The 22,425-nt window shown below is 62.8% G+C and carries 24 protein-coding genes; 20 read left to right on the plus strand and 4 right to left on the minus strand.

The annotated features are described in order from the left end of the window. The first annotated feature begins 2 nt into the window (after positions 1-2). The 18 genes from prmC (at position 3) to HMI59_RS08135 (ending at position 17,136) form a co-directional block, all read left to right on the plus strand. Positions 3-875 carry a peptide chain release factor N(5)-glutamine methyltransferase gene (gene prmC / locus HMI59_RS08050; RefSeq protein ID WP_193593318.1) on the plus strand — a complete coding sequence of 291 codons (873 nt, stop codon included), beginning with the start codon at positions 3-5 and terminating at the stop codon, positions 873-875. Positions 876-887: 12 nt separating this feature from the next. Then, positions 888-1,748: an L-threonylcarbamoyladenylate synthase gene (locus HMI59_RS08055; RefSeq protein WP_193593319.1), complete on the plus strand. Its 861-nt coding sequence runs from the start codon at positions 888-890 to the stop codon at positions 1,746-1,748. Next, the gene (locus HMI59_RS08060; protein ID WP_021471003.1) at positions 1,745-2,530 is read left to right on the plus strand and encodes a WecB/TagA/CpsF family glycosyltransferase; all 786 of its coding nucleotides are present in this window, start codon (positions 1,745-1,747) and stop codon (positions 2,528-2,530) included. The genes HMI59_RS08055 and HMI59_RS08060 overlap by 4 nt, the downstream gene beginning before the upstream one ends. After that, the gene (locus HMI59_RS08065) at positions 2,530-3,495 is read left to right on the plus strand and encodes a glycosyltransferase (protein WP_193593320.1); all 966 of its coding nucleotides are present in this window, start codon (positions 2,530-2,532) and stop codon (positions 3,493-3,495) included. The genes HMI59_RS08060 and HMI59_RS08065 overlap by 1 nt, the downstream gene beginning before the upstream one ends. Before the next feature lie 245 nt (positions 3,496-3,740). Next, on the plus strand, positions 3,741-4,853 hold the full coding sequence (locus HMI59_RS08070) for an MraY family glycosyltransferase (protein ID WP_062097168.1): 1,113 nt from the start codon (positions 3,741-3,743) through the stop codon (positions 4,851-4,853). Between the two features lie 119 nt (positions 4,854-4,972). Continuing rightward, a complete protein-coding gene (locus HMI59_RS08075) occupies positions 4,973-5,464 on the plus strand; it encodes a hypothetical protein (protein WP_193593321.1) in 492 nt (163 codons plus the stop codon). Further along, positions 5,451-5,786 (plus strand): hypothetical protein, encoded by a 336-nt coding sequence (locus HMI59_RS08080; protein WP_021470999.1) that lies wholly within the window; start codon positions 5,451-5,453, stop codon positions 5,784-5,786. The genes HMI59_RS08075 and HMI59_RS08080 overlap by 14 nt, the downstream gene beginning before the upstream one ends. 81 nt (positions 5,787-5,867) lie before the next feature. Further along, entirely contained in the window at positions 5,868-6,668 is an 801-nt protein-coding gene (gene atpB, locus HMI59_RS08085) for a F0F1 ATP synthase subunit A (RefSeq protein WP_021470998.1), read from the plus strand. Between the two features lie 78 nt (positions 6,669-6,746). Beyond that, positions 6,747-6,950: an ATP synthase F0 subunit C gene (gene atpE, locus HMI59_RS08090; RefSeq protein WP_009356484.1), complete on the plus strand. Its 204-nt coding sequence runs from the start codon at positions 6,747-6,749 to the stop codon at positions 6,948-6,950. Between the two features lie 53 nt (positions 6,951-7,003). Next, a complete protein-coding gene (locus HMI59_RS08095) occupies positions 7,004-7,558 on the plus strand; it encodes a F0F1 ATP synthase subunit B (protein WP_021470997.1) in 555 nt (184 codons plus the stop codon). After that, positions 7,558-8,385 carry a F0F1 ATP synthase subunit delta gene (locus tag HMI59_RS08100; protein WP_021470996.1) on the plus strand — a complete coding sequence of 276 codons (828 nt, stop codon included), beginning with the start codon at positions 7,558-7,560 and terminating at the stop codon, positions 8,383-8,385. Before HMI59_RS08095 ends, HMI59_RS08100 begins: the two co-directional genes overlap by 1 nt. Before the next feature lie 83 nt (positions 8,386-8,468). Continuing rightward, positions 8,469-10,106: a F0F1 ATP synthase subunit alpha gene (atpA, locus tag HMI59_RS08105; RefSeq protein WP_021470995.1), complete on the plus strand. Its 1,638-nt coding sequence runs from the start codon at positions 8,469-8,471 to the stop codon at positions 10,104-10,106. A gap of 76 nt (positions 10,107-10,182) precedes the next feature. Then, positions 10,183-11,073, plus strand: coding sequence for a F0F1 ATP synthase subunit gamma (locus tag HMI59_RS08110; protein WP_021470994.1), 891 nt, complete (start codon positions 10,183-10,185; stop codon positions 11,071-11,073). A gap of 82 nt (positions 11,074-11,155) precedes the next feature. Beyond that, positions 11,156-12,607 (plus strand): F0F1 ATP synthase subunit beta, encoded by a 1,452-nt coding sequence (gene atpD, locus HMI59_RS08115; RefSeq protein ID WP_021470993.1) that lies wholly within the window; start codon positions 11,156-11,158, stop codon positions 12,605-12,607. 1 nt (position 12,608) lies between these two features. Then, on the plus strand, positions 12,609-12,893 hold the full coding sequence (locus HMI59_RS08120; protein ID WP_021470992.1) for a F0F1 ATP synthase subunit epsilon: 285 nt from the start codon (positions 12,609-12,611) through the stop codon (positions 12,891-12,893). Between the two features lie 10 nt (positions 12,894-12,903). Continuing rightward, positions 12,904-13,335 (plus strand): DUF2550 domain-containing protein, encoded by a 432-nt coding sequence (locus HMI59_RS08125; RefSeq protein ID WP_071416302.1) that lies wholly within the window; start codon positions 12,904-12,906, stop codon positions 13,333-13,335. Between the two features lie 4 nt (positions 13,336-13,339). Next, the gene (locus HMI59_RS08130; RefSeq protein WP_193593322.1) at positions 13,340-14,638 is read left to right on the plus strand and encodes an alpha/beta hydrolase family protein; all 1,299 of its coding nucleotides are present in this window, start codon (positions 13,340-13,342) and stop codon (positions 14,636-14,638) included. Then, the gene (locus HMI59_RS08135; RefSeq protein WP_193593323.1) at positions 14,620-17,136 is read left to right on the plus strand and encodes a bifunctional lysylphosphatidylglycerol flippase/synthetase MprF; all 2,517 of its coding nucleotides are present in this window, start codon (positions 14,620-14,622) and stop codon (positions 17,134-17,136) included. Before HMI59_RS08130 ends, HMI59_RS08135 begins: the two co-directional genes overlap by 19 nt. Before the next feature lie 192 nt (positions 17,137-17,328). Here HMI59_RS08135 and HMI59_RS08140 read toward each other — a convergent pair whose 3' ends face one another. The 3 genes from HMI59_RS08140 to nucS form a co-directional block, all read right to left on the minus strand. After that, complete coding sequence (locus tag HMI59_RS08140; protein WP_017199737.1) at positions 17,329-17,532, minus strand: cold-shock protein; 204 nt, start codon at positions 17,530-17,532, stop codon at positions 17,329-17,331. 274 nt (positions 17,533-17,806) lie between these two features. Then, positions 17,807-19,051, minus strand: a complete 1,245-nt coding sequence (locus tag HMI59_RS08145) for an N-acetylglucosamine-6-phosphate deacetylase (protein WP_193593324.1) — start codon at positions 19,049-19,051, stop codon at positions 17,807-17,809. A 45-nt stretch (positions 19,052-19,096) separates the two neighbouring features. Then, on the minus strand, positions 19,097-19,792 hold the full coding sequence (nucS, locus tag HMI59_RS08150; RefSeq protein ID WP_166183266.1) for an endonuclease NucS: 696 nt from the start codon (positions 19,790-19,792) through the stop codon (positions 19,097-19,099). Between the two features lie 48 nt (positions 19,793-19,840). Between nucS and HMI59_RS08155 the strand changes: the two genes are divergently transcribed. After that, complete coding sequence (locus HMI59_RS08155; RefSeq protein ID WP_166183263.1) at positions 19,841-20,173, plus strand: ATP/GTP-binding protein; 333 nt, start codon at positions 19,841-19,843, stop codon at positions 20,171-20,173. Between the two features lie 19 nt (positions 20,174-20,192). Beyond that, a complete protein-coding gene (locus tag HMI59_RS08160; RefSeq protein ID WP_062097158.1) occupies positions 20,193-20,987 on the plus strand; it encodes an alpha/beta hydrolase in 795 nt (264 codons plus the stop codon). A 66-nt stretch (positions 20,988-21,053) separates the two neighbouring features. On the opposite strand, the gene HMI59_RS08165 is transcribed toward HMI59_RS08160, so the two are convergent. Next, positions 21,054-22,346: an AI-2E family transporter gene (locus tag HMI59_RS08165; RefSeq protein WP_021470984.1), complete on the minus strand. Its 1,293-nt coding sequence runs from the start codon at positions 22,344-22,346 to the stop codon at positions 21,054-21,056. Between the last annotated feature and the right edge of the window lie 79 nt (positions 22,347-22,425).

A 22,425-nucleotide genomic window follows, 5' to 3' on the forward strand; every position in this document is an offset into this window, starting at 1 on the left:
CCATGTCGTTTCACCCTGGCCAGAGCCTCGCGGACGCGGTTCGCGAGGCCACAGCCGTTCTGGCCGACGCTGGAGTCCCCAGTCCGCGCGTCGACGCGGAATTGCTGGCCGACCATCTGCTCGGCGTCGGTTTGGGGCGGCTCCGGGCCATGCTGTTGGGCACCACCCCGGCTCCCGAGGGCTACGCCTCCCTGGTGGCCGAACGTGCCTCGCGCGTCCCGCTGCAGCACATTACCGGCGTCGCCTATTTCCGGCACCTGGAACTGCACGTCGGCCCCGGTGTTTTTGTTCCCCGGCCAGAGACTGAATCCGTGGTGCAACTGGTCATCGACCGGATCGCCTCTCTTGACCGTCCCAAAGTAGCGGACCTCGGCACCGGCTCAGGTGCCATCGCGGGCTCCATTGCACACGAAGTGCCGGGTTCGGAAGTCCACGCGGTGGAGTTCAGCCACTTGGCTTATGCCTGGGCCGCAAGGAACCTCGAGCCCTTGGGAGTCATCCTCATTGAGGGAGACCTGCGGGATGCCTTGGCCGAACATGACGGAACCTTTGACGCCGTCGTCTCCAATCCGCCCTACATACCCGCCGAAGCTATCCCGAATGAACCGGAAGTGGCGTTGCACGATCCCCCTGAAGCCCTGTACGGCGGGGGAGCGGACGGCATGGAACTTCCGACGGCGGCAGCGGCCTCGGCGGCCCGCCTGCTGAAACCAGGGGGGTACTTCGTGATGGAACACGCCGAAGTCCAAGCCGGGTGGATAGCCGGCATGTTGGGGCGTGCCGGCAAGTGGCGGGACATCACCACGCACTTCGACCTCAACGGCAAGGAACGGGCCACGAGCGCGGTGCTGGCGAAGACGGCCACCGAAGAGTGAAAGAATAGCGCTGTGACCACAACCTACAATTGCACTTCCGATGACCAGCGGGCTGAAGGACTTCAGCATGCACAGCGTGCCATCAGCGAGAAGAAGTGCATCGTCCTGCCGACCGACACCGTTTACGGGATCGCAGCGGACGCTTTCTCGCCCCTGGCTGTGACCATGTTGCTTGCTTCCAAGGGCCGCAGCCGCCAGATGCCGCCGCCCGTACTGATTCCCAGGATCAACGCCTTGGACGGACTGGCCACCGACGTCCCGGCAGACGCACGTGCGCTGGCGCAGGCTTTTTGGCCTGGCGGACTGACGCTTATCCTGCACGCACAGCCTTCCCTCGACTGGGACCTCGGGGATACCAAGGGCACGGTAGCCCTCAGGATGCCCGATGATGAGCTCGCCCTGGAATTGCTTGGGCTGACGGGTCCCTTGGCGGTTTCATCGGCCAACCGCACTGGCCAGGAAGCAGCGCAGACGGCTTCCGAGGCACGAATGCAGCTGGCCGAATCCGTTGAGGTCTACCTTGAAGGCGGCTTCCGGCCCCTCCAAGGCACGGCCGCAGTTCCGTCCACCATCGTGGACGCGACCCGGATGCCGTTCCGGGTGGTGCGCCAAGGCGCCGTCCCGCTGGAAAGCCTCCGGGAGATTGTGCCTTCCGTGCTGGGCTTCGGCGAAACAGCACCTGAGTCGCCTGCCGAAGCAGAAGCCGCGAGTACGGCGCCGGAGGCGGAGCCTGTGGACGCGGTGCCTGCAGATGCAGCGTCCGAGGACGCAGAGCCTGTGGACGCAGCGCGGCCGGACGCCGGATCCGCTGAAGCGGACACCGCGAACGTAGCGCCACCGTCCAATGCAGCCGGCGAAGCCAAGCCCGAATGATCCCGGCCCGTCAGCGCGTCCCCGTCCTCGACGTCGACGCAACACCGCTGCGCGCGGATGACGTCGTCCAAGCACTTGAAGGCCTGATCAGTGACGGCACTACGAGCACGGTGCTCGGCCACAACCTGCACAGCGTCACCCTTTTCCACACGCGCCAGGATTTCCGGACGCTCTATGACGGCAGCGCGGTTGTCCTGCTCGACGGAGCGCCCGTGGCGATGCTCTGGGGAGCGGCGCGCCGGCCGCACTTGAAGTCACGTGGACAGCGGAGCATGGACTACCGGCTGGGTTCCATGGACTGGATTCCGGAGCTCGGCAGGGTCAACAACCTTGAACGCGTCGCCGTGGTTGGCGCAGGACGGGATGCCAATACCAAAGCCGTGGCGCGGATCCGCTCGATCATTCCGACGGCGACTGTCGACGGCATGCCCGGGGAGGACTGGGACCATGCCCTCGAAACTGCCGTGGTGGACTGGCTTGGCGATTTCCGTCCCCAGCTGGTGCTCCTCGGACTGGGGATGCCCCTGCAGGAAAGCGTCCTCAATCGCAGGCTCCACCAGTTGCCCCCCGCCGTGTACTGCGCGGTGGGCGGGGCGATTGAGCAGGTGGCGGGTGTTCAAAAGCTCGCGCCGCGCTGGCTGGGCCGCCTGGGACTCGAGTGGGCGTGGCGGCTCGTCCTGCATCCCGGACGGGTGGCCTACCGCGTATTTGTCGAACCGTGGAAGCTGGCAGGCATCTTGCTGCGCCGCCGCTTCCAACCGTCCCCGAGCAAAGGGAAGTAATGTCTAATCCCGTTGTGGTGGCCGTCGTGGTCACCTATAACCGGCGAGAGCTCCTTGAGACAACGTTGGCGGGTATCGCTGCCGGCACCCAAGTGCCCGACGTCGTCGTCATTGTGGACAATGCTTCGACGGACGGAACCGCAGAATACCTGCGCACCTACGCCGGGCCCTTGAAGACGGACCTTGTGACGTTGAACAGCAACGTCGGCGGCGCCGGAGGGTTCGTTGTTGGCATGGAGCGCGCCGTCCTCGACCACGCTGCGGACCACGTCTGGATCATGGATGACGACACCGAGCCGCAGGCCAACGCACTCCGGGAAGCCCTGGATGTCTCCGAAGGCTACGGCGCCGCGACGGGAGTACTCCCTGCCTTCATCGCGAGCCGCGTGGTCTGGACCGACGGTCGCGACCATCCCATGAACCGGATGCGGCCCCGCATCGGTGCCAGTGAAGCCGCGCGCGCCGCAGCATCCCGCGTCGGGGCGACGCAGATCCGCAGTGCGTCGTTTGTCTCCGTCTTGATCCGGGCCGAGGAGATCAGGCGGCACGGGCTGCCCATTGCGGACTATTTCATTTGGAATGACGATCTTGAGTTCACGGCGCGCATCTCACGGCACGGCGTGGCCCTCGCCAGCGGCGCGTCCGTGGCCAACCATCACACCAGGGTGTTCGGGGACGCCGGAGCAGATCCAGGTCCCCGCTTCTACTACGAGGTCCGGAACAAGCTGTGGGTCTATACCCGGTCGAATGCCTTGACTCCGTGGGAGAAGGTCCTGTTCACCGGAGCTTCGCTGCGCAACTGGGCACGCACCATCGCGTCATCGCCCAACCGCAGGATGCTGTTGGGCGGGTTCGCCAAGGGCGTTCGCGACAGCTACAGGCCGCCGCGCTCCAACGCATCGGTGCTTGCGGGAATCTACCCGCTGCGGGACGTCCAACAGGACCTCCAGCGCGGCCCCCGCTAAGGGAACAGCGCCGCAGGCGATCCCCGAAAAGTCAACAGGTCCCGGCTGCGTCACGCCGACGGCCGGAGCCGTTGGCATTAGTATCGTCTACTAGAGTCCACGTAAAACCAGCAACATTCGGCACAGCCGGTGCAGGCATGGCGACGGAGTAGTTCCATTTATCCAAAGACAGCATTCCCCACACCGAGCTGCCCCGAACCCCACCATTTTCCGGCGTCGATGACGCTGCGTTCCGGAGCCGCATCATGATTATGTACCTGCTGATGGCCCTCACGGCTGCCGTGGTGGCCTACGCGGGCACCTGGGGTGCGCGGGTCCTGGGCAATAAGCTTCGCCTGTACCAGCCCATCCGCAGCAGGGACATGCACTCGGCGCTGATCTCCAAGCTGGGGGGCCTGGGGATCTTTGCGGGGTTTTTCGCTGCCCTGGTGGTGGCCGGTAACTCCTTCTTCGTCAAGGACATTTTCCGGCAGAACGATGCCCCGTGGGGGATCCTGGCCGGCGCGGTGGTCATCGTGGCGGTCGGAGTCGCCGATGACATCCTGGACATCCGCTGGTGGATCAAGCTGCTGGGCCAGGCCGCGGCCGCTTTGATCGTGGCCATCTGGGGCGTCCGCATGTCCGTGGTTCCCTTCATTCCGGAACCGGTCTTCATCCAGTCCGAACTCGTCCAGATCGCCCTGACGGCCGGATTGATCGTCACCACCATGAACGCGGTGAATTTCATCGACGGACTGGACGGCCTTGCCGCCGGCGTAGCGACGATCGGCGGGGGCGCCTTCTTCCTCACCGCGTACTGGGTCCACCGGAACAATCCCTCCACCGACAACTCCGATCTGGCAACGCTCCTGATGGCCATCCTGGTGGGCAGCTGCATCGGCTTCCTCCCGCATAACTGGTTCCCGGCGAAGATCTTCATGGGCGACTCCGGGGCGATGCTGATCGGGCTCCTGATGGCCTCTGCCGGCGTCGTGGCCACCGGACAGATCGAGTCCGGCCTCTATGACCGGGCCAACGGTATTCCGACCATCATTCCGATCCTGTTGCCGTTCGCCGTGCTGTCATTGCCGCTGCTTGATTTCGGCATGGCCGTGGTGCGCAGGACGGCCCGCGGCCAATCGCCGTGGTCTGCAGACCGCGGGCACCTCCACCACAAGCTGGTGGACCTCGGCTACTCGCACCGCACCGCCGTCGTGATGCTTTACGTCTGGACCTGCATTCTTGCTTTCGGCGGCGTGGCTTTCGCCGTCTTTCCCTGGCAGATCGTCCTGATCGTGGACATCGTTGCGGCCCTGGTCATGGCGGCCATTACCGCGTGGCCCTACTTCACCCGTCATACGGCACGGCCGGGGGAGTAGTCCATGACGTCCGGTTAGGGCCGAAGTTCTATCTCATGTAGAATTCTTGGTGCGGACAGTCACTCGCCCGTATCCCCGCTTTGAGAATCTGGCTCCCTGCCACAAGGATTGGTTTCCCCATGACATCCAACGCCCGATCCGGACATGCGTCCGGCCGCCGCGGCGATGGAATTTTTGGTGGGATCTCCTCTCTTTGGCTTCGGTTGCTGGTGCTGAGCTCCCTGGCATCCGGCATTGCTGCCGCCGTGACGTGCGTTGTGGCAGCAATGATCGACGGCGGGCAAGGCGCGCTTTCGACGGCGGCCGGAGCCTTGCTGGTGATGCTCTTCTTCGCCATCAGCCTCCTGATAGGGCACTTCGTCGGCCGCGCAAATCCTTCCGGCGCCATTGGCCTTTTTGTTGCGACGTATTTCGTCAAGGTCGTGGGCTTCGCCGTGGTGCTTTTTGCCCTTGGCAGGCCTGACTGGATCATCGGCCGCTGGTTCCTCATCGGGGCCGTCGTGGGCGTAGTGGCATGGCAGGCTGCAGAACTCTACGGATTCAGCAAGGCACGCCTGCAGATTTTCAACGACCCCACCGAACCGAAGGGCGGCCCGGATGCCACTGCGTAAGCGCAAGCCCTCTCCGGACAACACCTCATCCGTTTCCCATGACGCCGGTGACCCGGCGGAAGCCTCGAACGACGGCGGATACAACGCCGGCATCGCGGTCTTCAGCTACATCATTGGCGGGATCATTGTCTGGAGTTTGATAGGCTGGGGACTGGATAATCTGTGGGGGACCCGCTGGATTGTGCTCCTTGGCGCTCTGCTTGGAGCCGCAGGAGGGTTCTATCTTTCCCATATGCACGGCCTCACCAAGCAACGCACTTCTGCTGGCGAGAGTAGCGCAGACCGCGGTCCGTCCAAGGACGGGAACAGTAATGCCAAATAATTTCACATGGAATGGGGATGCATTGAGTGTGTCCGCTTTCCGCCCAATGCCCAATGATGGACACAGCAGAGAGGAAACGCGTTGATCGCGCTTGCGCTCCCAGCCCAGGATTCGGGGTCCTTCACCCCACCCGGAATCGAAGAAATGCACCTGCCGGCAATCCTGCCTTGGGGTGCTGCGGACGGCTTCTCCAAGCAAATGCTGCTGGTGATCCTGTCGGTCGTCATTATCGCCGCCTTCTTTGTGGCCGCCGCGCGGAAGCAGCAGTTGGTCCCCGGCAAGCTGCAGTTCGCAGGCGAGATGGCCTACGGCTTCGTCCGTAACAGCATCGCCAAGGACATCATCGGCGGCAAAGACTTCATCAAGTACGTGCCCCTGCTGTTCAGCCTGTTCTTCTTCATCCTGGTGAACAACATCTATGGCGCCATTCCCGTCATCCAGCTCCCGAGCTTCTCCCACGTCGGCGGCGCCTATGTCCTCGCGGGCATCGTGTACTTCACCTGGATCATCATCGGCATCAAGAAGAACGGCCTGAAGTACTTCAAGCTTGCGACCGTTCCTTCGGGCGTGCCGTGGTACATCCTCCCGATCGTCGTACCGATCGAAATCATCTCCAACTTCCTGGTCCGCCCGGTAACGCACAGCCTCCGTCTGTTTGCCACCATGCTGGCCGGCCACCTCATCGTCATGCTCGCCGGCTCCGGCATCGAGTTCCTCGTTATGCAGGAGAACATCCTGCTCAAGGGAACCTCGGTCCTGGTGCTCGTCGGCGCGATCGCCATGTACATGCTCGAAGCACTGATCATGGCGCTGCAGGCTTACGTGTTCACCCTGCTGACCGCGATCTACATCGAAGGCGCCCTGCACGCCGACAGCCACTAAGGCACACAGTCTTCCCCTGATGGGGATTGAAGTAAACCAAACAACCTGCCACACGGGTGGCATCTTGAAAGGAAAAAAATGGAAGGCAATCTCAACCTCGTAGGTTACGGTCTGTCCGCAATCGGCGGTGGTATCGGTGTGGGTCTCGTGTTCGCGGCTTACATCAACGGTGTTGCTCGTCAGCCGGAAGCTCAGCGCGTGCTGCAGCCGATCGCATTCCTTGGTCTGGCACTGACCGAAGCTCTTGCCATCCTCGGCCTCGTCTTCGCTTTCGTTCTCTAGTTTCAACTTCAGAACAGCGAATTCCGCAACCGAGTAGATAGGACGGGTGAAATATGAATCAGCTGATCATCTCAGCCGCCACTGAAGGCGAAGAGGCAAACCCGCTCGTTCCCAACGTCTGGGAAATGGGCGTTGTCCTCGTCGGCTTCGCAGTCCTTCTGTTCATCGTGGTCAAGTTCATTGTCCCGATGTTCGAGAAGACGTTCGCTGAGCGCGCCGAAGCGATCGAAGGTGGCATCGCAAAGGCGGAGCAGGCCCAGGCCGAGGCTTCCGCAGCTCTTGAAGAGTACAAGCAGCAGCTCACCGATGCCCGTGCCGAGGCCAACCGCATCCGCGAGGAAGCACGCGCCGAAGGTGCCCAGATCCTGGCGGACCTGAAGGCAAAGGCAGCTGCCGAGTCTGCACGCATTACCGAGCAGGCACACGCAGCCATCGAGTCGGAGCGCGCAGCTGCTGTTGTGTCCCTCCGCTCCGAGGTCGGCACATTGGCTACCACGCTGGCAGGTCGCATTGTTGGTGAAGCACTGACGGATGACGAGCGTGCCGCGCGCGTTGTTGACCGCTTCCTGGCTGATCTGGAGACCCAGAACGCAGGTGCAGCTAGCTAATGGCAGGTATATCGAGCGAATCGCTGACCACGGCGCTGGCGGACTTGGAAGCCAAGCTTCCTCTGGCCTCGCTGCAGTTGGCTAAGGACCTCTTCGGAATCCTGGGAACGGTGGACAGCTCGGCTGGCTTGCGCCGCGCCCTGACTGATCCTTCCCGCAGCGGAGACGAGAAGTCGGCGCTGGTCAAGCAGCTGGTTGGCGGAAAAGTCTCCGCTGATGCTGCTGAGATCGCAGGCGGACTGGCCAGCTCACGCTGGGCATCTGCTCGTGATATCGGCGATGCACTCGAGACGCTTGCCGCCACGGTCGTCATTGCCGTAGCTGAAAAGAAGTCGGCCGTTTCTGCCTCCGGAATCACGGGGCTGGAAGAGCTGGAAAACGATCTGTTTGCCTTCAACCAGGTTGTCGCTTCCAGCCACGAAGTACAACGTGCCTTGTCTGAGCCGCAGGCAACGGACGCAGCCAAGCTCGCACTTGTCGGGAAGCTGCTTCCAGGCATCAGCGAGGAGGCCAAGGTCCTCATCGGCCAGGCCGTTACGGCGCCGCGCGGTGTTAAGCCGAGCAAGCTCGTCGAATCCTTCGCGAAGCTTGCAGCCAAGCGTCAGCAGCGCTGGATTGCAACCGTCAGCGTTACCCGTCCGTTGACGGAAACGCAGGCCAGCCGACTGCAGGCCGGGCTGAACGCGCTGTACGGCCGCGAACTGAAGGTCAACGTCAACGTTGAACCGTCGCTGATCGGCGGAATCCGGGTACAGGTGGGAGACGAAGTGCTGGACGCTTCCGTTATCGCCCGCCTGACCGAACTCCGCCGCCAGCTCGCCGGCTAACCAGGCAAAGCACAACTAACTGATATAAAACCCGGTCATCGTGAGCAACGATGATCACGAAAACAGGAGAGCAGGGACTGCAGATGGCCGAATTGACCATCAACGCCGACGACGTCCGTAATGCGTTGAACGAGTTCGCGGCGTCCTACGAACCCGGTAACGCAGAGCGCGTAGAGGTTGGTCGCGTGACCACCGCCAGTGACGGCATCGCCCGTGTTGAGGGTCTTCCCTCGGTCATGGCGAACGAGCTGCTTCGCTTCGAAGACGGCACCCTGGGCCTCGCCCAGAACCTCGACGTCCGCGAAATCGGTGTGATCGTACTCGGTGACTTCACCGGAATTGAAGAAGGCCAGGAAGTTCACCGCACCGGTGAGATCCTGTCCGTGCCCGTTGGCGACGCCTTCCTGGGCCGTGTGGTTGACCCCCTGGGCCAGCCCATTGACGACCTCGGCGAGATCAAGGCCGAAGCCACCCGCGCCCTGGAGCTCCAGGCTCCGGGCGTAACCGAGCGCAAGTCGGTTCACGAACCGATGCAGACCGGCCTCAAGGCTATCGACGCCATGATCCCGATCGGCCGTGGCCAGCGTCAGCTGATCATTGGTGACCGCCAGACCGGCAAGACCGCAATCGCCGTTGACACCATCATCAACCAGAAGGCCAACTGGGCTTCCGGCGATGTCAACAAGCAGGTTCGCTGCGTTTACGTCGGTGTCGGCCAGAAGGCCTCCACCATCGCTGCCGTCCGTCAGACGCTCGAAGACCACGGTGCACTGGAGTACACCACCATCGTGGCTTCCCCGGCATCTGACCCGGCCGGCTTCAAGTACCTGGCACCGTACGCAGGTTCGGCCATTGGCCAGCACTGGATGTACGGCGGCAAGCACGTCCTGGTGATCTTCGATGACCTGTCCAAGCAGGCCGAAGCTTACCGCGCCGTGTCCCTCTTGCTGCGCCGTCCGCCGGGACGTGAAGCATACCCGGGTGACGTCTTCTACTTGCACTCCCGTCTGCTGGAGCGTTGTGCAAAGCTCTCCGACGAGTTGGGCGCAGGCTCCATGACCGGTCTTCCGATCGTCGAGACCAAGGCGAACGACGTTTCCGCCTACATCCCGACCAACGTGATCTCCATCACCGATGGCCAGATCTTCCTCCAGTCGGACCTCTTCAACGCCAACCAGCGTCCCGCTGTTGACGTTGGTGTGTCCGTCTCCCGCGTGGGTGGTTCGGCACAGGTCAAGTCCATGAAGAAGGTCTCCGGTACCTTGAAGCTGGACCTGGCGCAGTACCGCGACATGCAGGCATTCGCCATGTTCGCCTCGGACCTTGACGCTGCTTCCCGTCAGCAGCTGACCCGTGGCGCACGTCTGATGGAGCTCCTCAAGCAGGGCCAGTACTCGCCGTTCCCGGTCGAGGACCAGGTTGTCTCCATCTGGGCAGGTACCAACGGTTACCTGGACGACGTTCCGGTTGAGGACATCAGCCGCTTCGAAGCCGAGTTCCTGGAGCACCTGAGGCACCAGTCCTCCATCCTGACCACGCTGGCCCAGACCAACGTCCTGGATGACGACACCACCGCAGCGCTGAAGGAAGCCATCGTTTCCTTCAAGAAGGGCTTCTTCGGTGAAGGCGACAACCGTCTGGTTGGTGCCGGCCACGAAGAGTACGAAGCGATCTCGGGCGGCGACGTCGACCAGGAAAAGATCGTCAAGCAGAAGCGCTAGTTTCGATGACCTGCTCTGCCGGGGTCCGCAAGGGCCCCGGCAGGGCAGTACGTCGGGAACTTAGGAAAGGATAAGTATGGGAGCCCAGATCCGGGTCTACCGTCAGAAGATCAGCTCGACGACGTCGATGCGCAAGATCTTCAAGGCGATGGAACTGATCGCTACCTCGCGCATTGGCAAGGCCCGTGCCCGCGTAGCAGCTTCACTGCCGTACGCGAACGCCATCACCCGCGCCGTTTCTGCTGTCGCGACTCAGAGCGAAATCGACCACCCGCTGACCACCGAGCCGGAGCAGATCCGTCGGGCCGCAGTCCTGGTTATCACCTCGGACCGTGGCCTTGCAGGATCCTACTCCGCCAGCGTGCTCAAGCAGGCCGAAGGCCTCACCGAGCTGCTTCGCGAAGAAGGCAAGGAAATCAAGTCTTACCTGGTCGGCCGCAAGGCGCAGGCTTACTTCGAATTCCGCAATCGTGAATACGCCCGCGTTTGGACCGGCGGCACGGATGCGCCGGAATTCGGGACTGCCCGTGAAATCGGTGCTGCCCTCCTCGAAGACTTCGCCACCGCGTATGAAGAGGGAGGCGTGGACGAGATCCACGTCGTCTACACCCGCTTCAAGTCCATGGTGACGCAGGAACCGACGGTCATCCGTCTGCTCCCGCTCGAGGTCGTGGAAGAGGAAGCAGCCTCGGAGTCCGAGCTGCTGCCGCTGTACGAATTTGAACCGGAAACCGAGCAGGTCCTTGATGCCCTGCTTCCGCGTTACATCGAATCCCGCATCTTCGCAGCCATGCTGCAGGCCGCAGCTTCCGAGCTCGCAGCCCGCCAGCGCGCCATGAAGTCGGCCGGTGACAACGCAACGGAACTGATCAAGAAGTACACGCGCCTTCGCAACACGGCCCGTCAGGCCGAAATTACGCAGGAGCTTTCCGAGATCGTGGCCGGCGCAGACGCCCTCGCGTCCTAGCCGGTAGGGATCCGGCCCGAAGCCGCACCTGCACCAAACAGATAAACTTAACCCACGCCATCTACTGAGTGAAGTGAGAGAGATGACTGCCACTGCTACCGAACACGTAGCAACGGCCGGTGCAACCGGTCGTATTGCCCGTGTTATTGGTCCGGTTGTCGACGTCGAATTCCCGGCTGACGCAATCCCCGAGATCTACAACGCGCTGACCACCGAGGTTACCCTCAACGGCCAGACCAAGACCATCACGTTCGAGACCTCCCAGCACCTGGGTGACAACCTCGTCCGCGCCATCTCCCTGCAGGCAACCGACGGCCTCGTCCGCGGCACCACTGTCCAGGACACCGGCGCTCCGATCTCCGTGCCCGTTGGCGACGGAGTCAAGGGCCACATCTTCAACGTCCTCGGCAAGCCGCTTGACGTCGACGAGTCGGAAATCAAGGCGGACGCCTACTGGCCGATCCACCGCAAGGCTCCGAGCTTCGCTTCGCTCGAGGGCTCCACGGAGATGCTCGAAACCGGCATCAAGGTCATCGACCTCCTGACCCCCTACATCAAGGGTGGAAAGATTGGTCTGTTCGGTGGCGCCGGTGTGGGCAAGACCGTTCTGATCCAGGAAATGATCACCCGTGTTGCCCGTAACTTCGGTGGTACCTCGGTATTCGCCGGTGTTGGCGAGCGTACGCGTGAAGGAAATGACCTCTGGGTTGAAATGGAAGAGGCAGGCGTCCTCAAGGACACCGCCCTTGTCTTCGGCCAGATGGATGAGCCGCCGGGAACGCGTCTGCGCGTGGCCCTGTCCGCGCTCACGATGGCGGAGTACTTCCGCGATGTCCAGAACCAGGACGTGCTGCTCTTCATCGACAACATCTTCCGCTTCACGCAGGCAGGTTCGGAAGTTTCCACGCTGCTCGGCCGTATGCCGTCCGCCGTGGGCTACCAGCCCAACCTTGCTGACGAGATGGGTCTGCTCCAGGAGCGCATCACGTCCACCAAGGGCCACTCGATCACGTCCATGCAGGCAATTTACGTGCCCGCTGACGACTACACGGACCCGGCTCCGGCAACCACGTTCGCCCACTTGGATGCCACCACGGAACTTTCCCGTGAAATCGCATCCCGTGGCCTGTACCCGGCTGTTGATCCGCTGACCTCCACGTCCCGTATTCTGGACCCGCAGTACATCGGCAAGGACCACTACAACACGGCTGTTCGTGTTAAGCAGATCCTGCAGAAGAACAAGGAACTCCAGGACATCATCGCCATCCTCGGTGTTGACGAACTGTCCGAAGAGGACAAGATCGTCGTGTCGCGTGCACGCCGCATCCAGCAGTTCCTCTCCCAGAACACCTACACCGCCAAGCAGTTCACCGGCGTCGAGGGCTCCACCGTTTCCATCAAGGACACGGTCGAAGGCTTCACCGCTATCTGCGACGGCGAGCTGGACCACATCGCAGAGCAGGCGTTCTTCAACGTCGGCGGCCTGGATGACGTCGAGCGCAACTGGGCCAAGATCCAGGAACAGACCAAGTAATATGGCTGAGCTTGAGGTTGAGATTGTCGCGGAGGACCACTTCGTGTGGTCCGGCGCGGCCAAGATGGTGAAGGCCCGCACCAGCGATGGTGAAATCGGAATCCTGCCGGGCCACTCGCCCCTTCTGGCCATTTTGGCTGAGGGCGAGTTGGCAATCCAGCCGGTTTCCGGTGACCGGATTGCGGTAGTGGTCGATGGCGGGTTCTTCTCCGTCGACAACGATCGTGTGGTCATTGTTGCTGACAACGCCAACTTGGGCGAAGCGGCTACAGCGGGGATCCGATAGCTAGACCTTGATGGACGATTCCCTTATTCCGTTCATCGCCTTGGCAGCGGCGTTTGCGTTGCTTGTTTTTTCACTGTGCCTTTTCGGGGTGCGTCGCTTCAATCTGCGGCGCGCCCTGGGCACGGTCGACGCCTCCATTTGCATGGCTGGAAACAGCTGGCAGATGGGGGTTTGTCGTTATCAGGACATGGAACTCGAGTGGTTCCGTTTAATGTCCCTCAGCGTGGTACCTAAGTACCGTTTCAAGCGCAGCTCGCTTGAGCTTCTTGGCAGGCGCAAGCCCACCGAAGAAGAGCTTGTCCAAGTACAACCCGATGTGGTGGTGGTCGAGCTTCAGTACGAGGGCAAGAAGTTCCTGCTGGCCATGAAGTTCGAAGCCTACGCGGGCCTTTCTTCCTGGCTGGAGGCCGGTCCGGTCATCGGCGTCGGCACCTGGCGATAGAAGCATGGACTTCCTGTCCGACCTCCGCCTCGTGGATGGTCCGTTCTTCTGGTTTGCATGGTTGTGCGGCCTGGCCGGTGGAATAGTCCTCCTGTGGCGTCGGCAACGCACGTGGCCCGTCGTCGTGCTCGGAGCAGCTGTCCTGGCTGTCGTTATCCTGGCCCTGGTGCACTGGGTTCTTGTCGACCTCGTGGCAACCTTCTCCGAAAATCTTCCCTTTGAGGTGCTGGCGTGGTCCGCGCCCGGAGTGGCGGCCATCTTGCTGTGTGCAGTACGGCTTCGGCATTCTTCGTGGAAAGGACGCGCGGGCAGTGTCCTGGCTGCCTTGGGCGTGATTCTCCTGAGCGCGGTCCAGGTGAATCAATACTTCGGACTCAACAACACGGTGGCCGACCTTTTGGGCACGGCTGTCGCCCGGATCCAGCCGCTGGAAGCCAGCCTGCAACGAGCGCCCGGCAGCGCACCGGGTCCGTCCGTCACCTCGTGGAAGGCCCCCGACGGCATGCCGGAGGGCGGCATACTTCGTCGCGCGAGCATTCCCGGCACCGAGTCAGGCTTCAACGCGCGCGAGGCCTACATCTATCTACCGCCTGCCTACCTGGCGTCACCCCGCCCAAGCCTTCCTGTACTGGTCCTGTTTTCCGGCCAGCCGGGTGGTCCCTCGGATTGGTTGACGGGCGGGCAGCTGCGTGCTCAACTGGACAGGTTTGCGGAGCATCACGGCGGTATCGCGCCGGTGACCATAGTTGTTGATCCCAACGGCTCCGGCAATGCCAACACCATGTGCATGGACAGCCGTATTGCCCAGGCCGATACCTACCTTTCCAAGGATGTCCCTGCATGGATCAGTAAAACCTTGGATGTCTCCACGTCTCCCGGGCAGTGGGCTGTGGGAGGCTTCTCCTTCGGCGGAACCTGCGCTGTCCAAATGGGTACAGCCCATCCGGAACTCTTCACCTCCGTCCTCGGGTTTTCAGCCGAGCAGGAACCGGCCCTTGCCAAGGACCGGAACAAGACGATCGCTGACTCGTTCGACGGCGACGCCGCAGCTTTCGAATCCCGGACGCCTTTGGTACTCATGCAGGAGCGACAGTACCAAGGCAGCGGTATGTACCTCACCGCCGGTGCCACTGACAACGAATTCCTTGGCTACATGCAGGCGCTTGCGGAGGCTGCCCGTTCCGCGGGCTTCGACGTGGAGGACCACTCCATTGAACACGCCGGGCATTCCTGGGACAGTGTTGTCCGCGGGATGCCAGGTGCGCTCGATTTCCTTGCCGGCCGTTGGGGACTCACCCCGTGAGCCTGGCCGTCCAGGGTGTCCTTCAACCGGTGATCCGTCAAGCGGTGAGGCATGTGCAGTCCACACCGTTTACGTTGTTCGTCGTGGCTGTCTTCCTCACGGTCGCCGCGTTGTCGGGGAGCATACTTTCCGGGCCGCCGAAGTCCTTGCTGCCGATAGCCGGAGTCACCCTGGAGGGTTTGAAAGCGGGGGAGTGGTGGTCCATCTGGACCTCCCTGCTGTTCACGACGAACGTTCCCGCGTTCATCGTGGCGGTGCTCATGGTGTTGATTTTTCTCGGCTTCTCGGAACGCCATCTAGGCTCCCTGCGGACCGCGGGCCTGTTTCTTGGGTGCCAGTTCGCGTGTGTCACGGCCTTCCTGCTGGTGACCCAGGTGGCGCAGTACGTCAACGACGGCTGGCTCTCGGCAATGGTGGATCATCGGCTCATTGGTCCGTACGGGGCGGTCCTGGCCACCGGCCTCGCCGCCAGTGCCAAGCTCACGGCGCTCTGGCAGCGCCGTTTTCGCACCGTCGCTTTGTCCTTGACGTTGCTGTTGGTCCTGTACGTGGGGCATCCGGAAACTGTGGTGGGGTTCCTGGGCGCGTTGGTGGGCCTGGTGGTTGCCTGGTGGGCCCAAAGCAATGAGGGCAGCCTCCATTTGCACCGTTCCACCGCACGCGAGGTCAGGACCCTGCTCTCGCTTACCACTGCCATCTTCGCTGTCGGACCCCTTCTGACGACGGTAGCGAAGGGTCCGTCCGGTCCGCTGGCGCTGCTGCGGGACGTTATCCTCAACCCTTTGCCCACGCTGAGCCAATTGGAGACCAATTGTGGAGGCAGCATCGATGTTGCTTGCCTTGAACTGGCCCGGCAGGGGTACACGGGGCCTTTTGGATTGGCTTTGGCGGTGGTTCCCATGGCCTTGCTGCTCATATGTGCCGACGGCATGCGCAGGGGACGGCGGCTGGCCCTGGGCATAGCCATAGGCGTCCAAGTGGTGGTGGTGGCGCTGTCCACGGTCTACCTCGCACTGTTTGCGAGTATGCCCTTGAACATCGCCCGTCCCCGGACCGGACTGCTGGGGTCAGCGGTGGCGCACATCGTCCCGCTGGTGTTGGTGCCGTTGATCCTCGCTGTCCTCCTCTTTGCCTACCGTGGCCACTTCCGCGTGGACTCTTCCGTGCGGCTCCGCCGCAGGATCTTCTGGGTGGTGGGGCTCACCGGAGGGGTACTTTTGCTTCTCTACGTCGCGGTATGGTTCGCATCCGGCGGGATGACGCGCGACGGCGGCCTGCTGGGTCTGGGTGCCGAGCTCGCACGTCAGTACCTGCCGGTTCCGCTGCCCGGGGTCTACCGAAGGGTTTTTGCCGAGCGCGATGCCCTGGAAGCTTTCTTGTTCTCGTACTCCGGAACGGTCTTTTGGCTGGTGGCTTTGCTGGGCGTGTGGGTCTTGCTGGTCCGGGGACACCACGCCGGTGGCCTGGACCGGGAGTCCCGGGAACGCGCCAGGAAACTGGTGAAGGCAGGCGGCGACTCCCTGTCATGGATGACCCTGTGGGAGCCCAGGAAGTACTGGTTCACTGACGACGGCCATGGGGCTGTGGCCTTCCAGCAACACGGCAATGTGGCCTTGACCCTGGCTGGGCCCATCGGACGGTCGGAGCACCACAGGGATACAGCCCTCGGTTTCCTGGATTATTGCGCGCAGCACGCGTTGGTCCCTTGCCTCTATTCGTGCACGGAGGAGTTGTGGCCCGTGCTGCGGACCAGGGGTTTCCGGCGGGTGGCGGTAGCCCAGGAGACAAGGCTGAGGATCCGGGGCCTGGAGTTCCGCGGCAAGGAATGGCAGAACGTGCGAACGGCCCTCAACAGGGCGGCCAAGATGGGAATTACTGCGGTATGGGGCAGCTACCCGACCCTGCCGCACGGGCTGCGCGCGCAGGTCGGCGAAGTCTCCGAAGAGTGGGCTGCACAGAAGCGGGTGCCTGAAATGGGCTTCACGCTGGGGAGCCTTGACGAGCTGGACGACCCCGAGGTCCTGTGTTGCGTGGCCGTGGATGAAAACGGCCTGGTGTACGGAGTCACCAGCTGGCTGCCCGTGTACGACGACGGAAAGGTGGTGAGCTGGACCTTGGACTTCATGAGGCGCCGGGGCGATGCATTCCCGGGAGTCATGGAATTCCTTATCGCCTCGGCCGTGCTGCATCTTAGGGATTCCGTGGAGGTTATTTCGTTGTCAGGTTCTCCCCTGGCCAGGGAGAAGGAAGAGCTGGACCAGCGGCCGGAAGGGCTGGCCGGAATCCTGGACTTGGTGGGACAGGCTTTGGAGCCGGTTTATGGCTTCCGTTCCCTGGCTTCCTTCAAATCACGCTTTCAGCCCGACTATCGCACGCTCTACATGTATTACCAGGACCCGTTGCACCTCCCGGCCATGGGAAGGGCACTAAGTCGCGCTTACCTTCCGGGTTTATCGGTGCGGCACACTGCAAGGCTGTTGCGTACTTTGGTTGGTTGAATTGTCAACACCCATTCCCGGTGCGCATGCTATTCCACGCAGTTTGTGACCAGGTTTGTTGAGATCGGACATATCCGGCATTAAAGGTGCTGCCTTAAAACAGCTTGGCCCCGGTACGAAACCGGGGCCAAGCTGGTGTGAAACTGCGTTCGGCCCGTCCTAAAACGGACCCTGGCAGATTTCGGTGGCTAATTAGACAACGGTAACGCCGGTTGCCTGCGGGCCCTTGGCGCCCTGGCCGATCTCGAACTGAACGCGCTGGTTCTCATCGAGGGTCTTGAAACCGCCGGTCTGGATCTCGGAGTAGTGAACGAAAACGTCGCCATCCGCGTCATCCGGGGTAATGAAGCCGAAGCCCTTTTCAGCGTTGAACCACTTAACGGTTCCCAGTGCCATGTATTTCTCCTCATTATGGAACTTCAGTCCGATACACCTCGTACCGGCTTTGTTACTCCGCGAGAAGATCCGCAAACCGACTGGGGCACAGTTGGATTTGCAGGAGCTTCACGCTCGCAACCCGTCTTGCGAGCATGAAAACCACCTACACAAAGACTGCTACAACACTTTCATGAGCGCTGCCGGAGGTCAACGGTCTTTTAGGCAATTTGGCGAAAATTTTCGGTAAAAAGGAGGTAACGCGACACCCTAATTCGCGGGGCGTCGTTTGGCGTCACGACAACCATTCACCATTACGCATCACGCCGGTCAGGCCCAGTTCCTGGTCTGTCGTCACAACGTCGGCACGGAGCCCCCGCCGGAGACCCCCGATCTCGTCGGAAAGGCCCAGTACGGCGGCAGGTACCGAGGTGGCTGAGCACACGGCTTCGGGCAAACCGACCCCGCCGGCGACGGTCCTTCGCACTACATCCAGCAGGGTAGAGGTTCCTCCGGCGATGGACCCGGTGGCATCCAGCGTGGCAACGCCGTTGGTGACGGTCACCGGGGACGGGCCCAGCATGTAATTGCCGTCCGCCAGCCCCGCAGCGGCCATGGAGTCGGTGACCAGGAGGATGTTCGGAGCGCCGACCAACTGGAAGACCGTCGCCACCATGGCGGGGTCAAGGTGGGTGTCGTCGGCAATGAGTTCCACCACCGCTTTGCCTTCCTGCGCCATCCGCAGGCAGGCGGCCACAGGACCCGGCGCGCGATGGTGCATCGGAGGCATGCCGTTGAAAAGGTGGGTGACGGTGGGCAGCGAGCTGACGCCGTCGAACCCTGCCGACTCCAGGCCTTCCTTGGCCGCGGCGAGGGAGGCCGCCGCAACGGCGTAATCGCAGTCGGTGTGCCCCAGTGATGGGGTCACCCCGTGGGAAGTCATCAGGTCAACCAAGGCAGCAGCGTCGGGGAGTTCCGGTGCGTAGGTCATGGTGGCGAGCTTGCCGGCGGCAGCGAACACCAGTTCCTCCATCAGGTCCAGGTCCGGATCCAGCAGGTAGTCCGGGTTCTGTGCGCCGCACCTGGCATGCGACAGGAAGGGTCCTTCGAGGTGGATGCCGCCAACAAGACCTTCGTCCGCAAGCTTCACGTAAAGCTCTATGCCGCGCAACAGATCCTCCCGCGGAGCGGTGACCATGCTGGCCAGGAACGTGGTGGTTCCCGAACGGTGGAGGAAAGCGGCTGCCTTCCGGGCGGACTCTTCCTCGCCCGTGGGGAAGTCTCCGCCGTCTCCGCCATGGCAGTGGACATCCACCAGGCCTGGAAGGATCAGGTGGCCGGTTGGCACTCCGTGCCGGATCGCGGTGGCGAAGCCGGGGAAATCCTCGGCGTCGAAGTCGGCGGCCGGCCCGGAATAAGCGATGCGGTCGCCGTCGATGGCCAGGAGGCCGTCCTCGATGACGGAGCCGTCCGTGACCAAAGTTCCCGCGAGGATCTGGAGGCTGGGCGCGGAAGGGGCAGTGTGCTCTGCGGCAGTCATGCTTTCGATTCTAGTGGCCTGCCGCACAGCACCCGGGAAGGGGCGTTAGAAGAGCCGGGACTCACTGTCATCCACGCCGCGCATGGCGTCATAATCCAGGGTGACGCAATCAATGCCGCGGTCGTGGGCCAGGACCTTGGCTTGGGGCTTGATCTGCTGGGCGGCAAAGATGCCCCGTACGGGAGCAAGAAGCGGATCGCGGTTGAGCAGTTCCAGGTAACGGGTCAACTGTTCCACGCCGTCAATATCGCCGCGGCGCTTCAACTCGATGGCTACCGTGCCTCCGTTGGCGTCCCTGGCAAGGATGTCTACAGGCCCGATTGCCGTGAAGTACTCCCGCCGTATCAACGAATAGCCCGGTCCCAACGTCTCGATCTGCTCGGCGAGCAGGCGCTGGAGGTCGGCTTCGACGCCGTCCTTGATGAGGCCCGGGTCCACTCCCAGTTCATGGGAGGTGTCATGGAGGTGTTCATAGATGTTGATGATGAGGCGGTCATCGGTTTTGGCGGACTGGACTGTCCACTGCTCCACCACGCCTTCCTCCACCTCGGTCTCTTCCGGGGAGATGACCCGGAGGGTGGCCGGCGGGCTCATCCAGTTCAAGGGCTTGTAGGAGCCGCCATCGGAATGCACCAGGACGGAGCCGTCAGCCTTCACCAGCAGGAGCCTTGTGGCCAGCGGCAGATGGGCCTTAAGGCGGCCAACATAATCAACAGAACAACGGGCTATGACAAGTCGCACCCGCCCCACATTACCGCTTGGGTGCCGGCGGCAAGGCAGAATGGATGCATGCCCCGCTCCAACAGGCCCCGTCGCAACGCGTCCGGCATGCGTTCCAGCAAATGGGCCGGCGAGGCTCCTGATCTGGACCTTGAAAGGGCCCGGGCAGGTATCGCGAGGCGGGAAAGCGCACCCGACGGCGACTGGATGGTCCGGACCATGACCGCCCGGAAAGCGGAGAAACAATACATCTGCCCGGGTTGCTCCACCGCCATCATGCCCGGCATCGCGCACCTGGTGGTGTGGTCGGACAGCCACCTGTTCGGTGAAGCCGCGGGCCTGGCCGAGCGGAGGCATTGGCACACCAATTGCTGGACTACCCGGACCTACCGCTACCGCTGATTCGCTTAGGCTGGATGCCATGACTTTCGATCCCGCCAGCTTCGTCTTCACGCCCCAGGATGCTCCATCGGAAATCCGTGCTTCCACTGTGCTTCCCGCCCGGCGGGAGAATGTGGAGTTCACCACAGAGGACGGAAAAGTCCTGGTAGGGGAGTTGGCGCTGCCGGAGTCCGGGGAGATTGCGGCCACGCTCATTACCCTTCACCCGCTGCCCACCCATGGCGGATTCATGGACTCGCACGTGTACCGCAAAGCCTCCTACCGCTTGCCTGCGCTCTCCGGGGTGGCGGTCCTGCGGTTCAACACGCGCGGCACCAGTTCCCCGCGGGGTACCAGCGACGGCGGGTTCGAAGAGGGGATCGGGGAGCGCTACGACGTCGAAGCCGCGGTCCGCTTCGCCGTGGAGCGCGGGCTGCCGAACCGCTGGTTGGTGGGGTGGTCCTTCGGAACCGAGCTGGCGCTGATGTATGGGGCCGTGGAGCCGGTTGCTTCACAGGTGGAAGGGGCAATCCTGTTGTCGCCGCCCCTGCACCGTGCCACCGATGTGCATCTGAAGGAGTGGGCTGCAGCCGGCAAACCGCTGACGGTGCTTGTCCCGGAGCATGACGATTACCTCCAGCCTGCCGAGGCCGCCCGGCGCTTCAGCCTGGTGCCGCAAGCGCGGCTGGTGGGAGTCGACGGCGCCAAGCACCTCTGGGTCGGCGAGAAGTACGCGGCGCGCGTCTTGGATGAAATCGTCGACGACGTCACGGAAGCGGGTGCGGGCGCGGACGGATTGCCGCGGACCTGGGCGGGGCCGGTAGCACAGGGTTAGGCCCGGTAGCTCAGGGTTAGGCCCGGTAGCACAGGGCTAGGCCCGGTAGCGCAGGGATAGTGTCCGTCAGTGCCGGTCTTGCCGGACGATGAACACTTCCTTGATCAGCAGCATGATGGCCGCCGCTGTCGGGATGGCGATCAGGGCGCCCAGGACGCCCAGGAGGCTGCCGCCGGCGATGACGGAGATCACCGCAACGGCTCCCGGCACGGCTACCGCCCGCTGCATGATGCGCGGGGAGATGAAGTACGCCTCGAACTGCAGGTAGGCAAAGTAGGCGATCGCGTAAATCACGGCCGTCTGCCATCCGGCGGTGAGTGCCACCAGGATGACCACGACGGCGGCGATCATGCCGCCGACCAGCGGAATGAACGCCAGCAACGCCACCACAAAGGCCAGCAGGACGCTGAAGGGGATGCCCAGGATAGTCATCACGATGAACGCGAACAGTGCATTCAGGAGTGCGACGCAGGCCTGGCCTATGACGTAGTTGCCCACGGAATCGGTGATGGCCTCCGACAGGGCTTCGACCCTGGGCCGGCGTGAACGCGGTGCCAGGCGGTAGGCCCACCTCTTCATGGAGGGAAGCGCGGCCAGGAAGTAGAGGCTGAGCACCAGGACGATCAGCGTGCCGAACAGGCCGTTGGCCACGGACGAGCCGAAGCCCACTACGCCGCCAAAGATTCCGCCGACGGCTTCGGAGTTTTGGCCGAACTTGTCCAGTTCCGTGGTGATCCTCTCCCGGAGGCCAAACTGGTTGTCCACCGTCCGGAAGAAGTCGGAGTTGAGGAAATCGCGGATCCAGTCGGGAGCCTGGCGCACAATTTCCGATACCTGGCCCACGATGGTGGGGATCAAGGTGGCGAAGAAACCTGCGACGGCGAGGACCAGCACGGATACCGAAATGAGGATTCCGGCAGGGCGGGGAATCTTGCGGGATTCGAGCCAGCGCACCACGGGGTCGAGCCCCAGGGCTATGAACAGTGCGGTGACGATCCACAACAACAACTGCGTCGTATTGCTGGCGATGTAGTACACCAGCAATGCGACCCCGACGCCGGCAGTACCCATGAACCCGACGTACAAGGGATGCTGCGAGGACATCCTGGGGCCGGGGGCCCCGAAGTTGCCTTCGTCCTCTCCCTTTAAGCGCTCCGCGTAGTCATCGGATTCGTCCTCAGGCGGCATTTCGAACCGGACCCGCGTCCGGGCGCCGGGTATGGGCTGGCGCAGCCTACGGCCCAAAGCCGCCCAGCGTCCCGTCCGCACCGGGACCGTCACGGAGGTCCCCTCGGCGGGGGCGTCCACGCCGGGCGTACCGGATCCGTCGACGGGCCGGGGGTCCAAGTGGTCTTTCACGCGGGTCGGGTTCCTTTGCTCTGTAACGACGGTTATGTCATCTCGGCGGCATTTCCGGGCCTAAAAGCAGCCCGGGTAC

Origin of the sequence: Paenarthrobacter sp. YJN-5 (genome assembly GCF_015040095.1) — a bacterium.
GTDB classification, from domain to species: Bacteria; Actinomycetota; Actinomycetes; order Actinomycetales; family Micrococcaceae; genus Arthrobacter; species Arthrobacter ureafaciens.

Bases quoted from the DNA above. Each gene is read 5' to 3' on its own strand.
- prmC (WP_193593318.1), top strand. From the start codon at position 3: ATGTCGTTTCACCCTGGCCAGAGCCTCGCGGACGCGGTTCGCGAGGCC.
- HMI59_RS08060 (WP_021471003.1), top strand. From the start codon at position 1,745: ATGATCCCGGCCCGTCAGCGCGTCCCCGTCCTCGACGTCGACGCAACA.
- HMI59_RS08065 (WP_193593320.1), top strand. From the start codon at position 2,530: ATGTCTAATCCCGTTGTGGTGGCCGTCGTGGTCACCTATAACCGGCGA.
- HMI59_RS08070 (WP_062097168.1), top strand. From the start codon at position 3,741: ATGATTATGTACCTGCTGATGGCCCTCACGGCTGCCGTGGTGGCCTAC.
- HMI59_RS08075 (WP_193593321.1), top strand. From the start codon at position 4,973: ATGACATCCAACGCCCGATCCGGACATGCGTCCGGCCGCCGCGGCGAT.
- HMI59_RS08080 (WP_021470999.1), top strand. From the start codon at position 5,451: ATGCCACTGCGTAAGCGCAAGCCCTCTCCGGACAACACCTCATCCGTT.
- atpE (WP_009356484.1), top strand. From the start codon at position 6,747: ATGGAAGGCAATCTCAACCTCGTAGGTTACGGTCTGTCCGCAATCGGC.
- HMI59_RS08095 (WP_021470997.1), top strand. From the start codon at position 7,004: ATGAATCAGCTGATCATCTCAGCCGCCACTGAAGGCGAAGAGGCAAAC.
- HMI59_RS08100 (WP_021470996.1), top strand. From the start codon at position 7,558: ATGGCAGGTATATCGAGCGAATCGCTGACCACGGCGCTGGCGGACTTG.
- atpA (WP_021470995.1), top strand. From the start codon at position 8,469: ATGGCCGAATTGACCATCAACGCCGACGACGTCCGTAATGCGTTGAAC.
- HMI59_RS08110 (WP_021470994.1), top strand. From the start codon at position 10,183: ATGGGAGCCCAGATCCGGGTCTACCGTCAGAAGATCAGCTCGACGACG.
- atpD (WP_021470993.1), top strand. From the start codon at position 11,156: ATGACTGCCACTGCTACCGAACACGTAGCAACGGCCGGTGCAACCGGT.
- HMI59_RS08120 (WP_021470992.1), top strand. From the start codon at position 12,609: ATGGCTGAGCTTGAGGTTGAGATTGTCGCGGAGGACCACTTCGTGTGG.
- HMI59_RS08125 (WP_071416302.1), top strand. From the start codon at position 12,904: ATGGACGATTCCCTTATTCCGTTCATCGCCTTGGCAGCGGCGTTTGCG.
- HMI59_RS08130 (WP_193593322.1), top strand. From the start codon at position 13,340: ATGGACTTCCTGTCCGACCTCCGCCTCGTGGATGGTCCGTTCTTCTGG.
- HMI59_RS08140 (WP_017199737.1), bottom strand. From the start codon at position 17,532: ATGGCACTGGGAACCGTTAAGTGGTTCAACGCTGAAAAGGGCTTCGGC.
- HMI59_RS08145 (WP_193593324.1), bottom strand. From the start codon at position 19,051: ATGACTGCCGCAGAGCACACTGCCCCTTCCGCGCCCAGCCTCCAGATC.
- HMI59_RS08155 (WP_166183263.1), top strand. From the start codon at position 19,841: ATGCCCCGCTCCAACAGGCCCCGTCGCAACGCGTCCGGCATGCGTTCC.
- HMI59_RS08160 (WP_062097158.1), top strand. From the start codon at position 20,193: ATGACTTTCGATCCCGCCAGCTTCGTCTTCACGCCCCAGGATGCTCCA.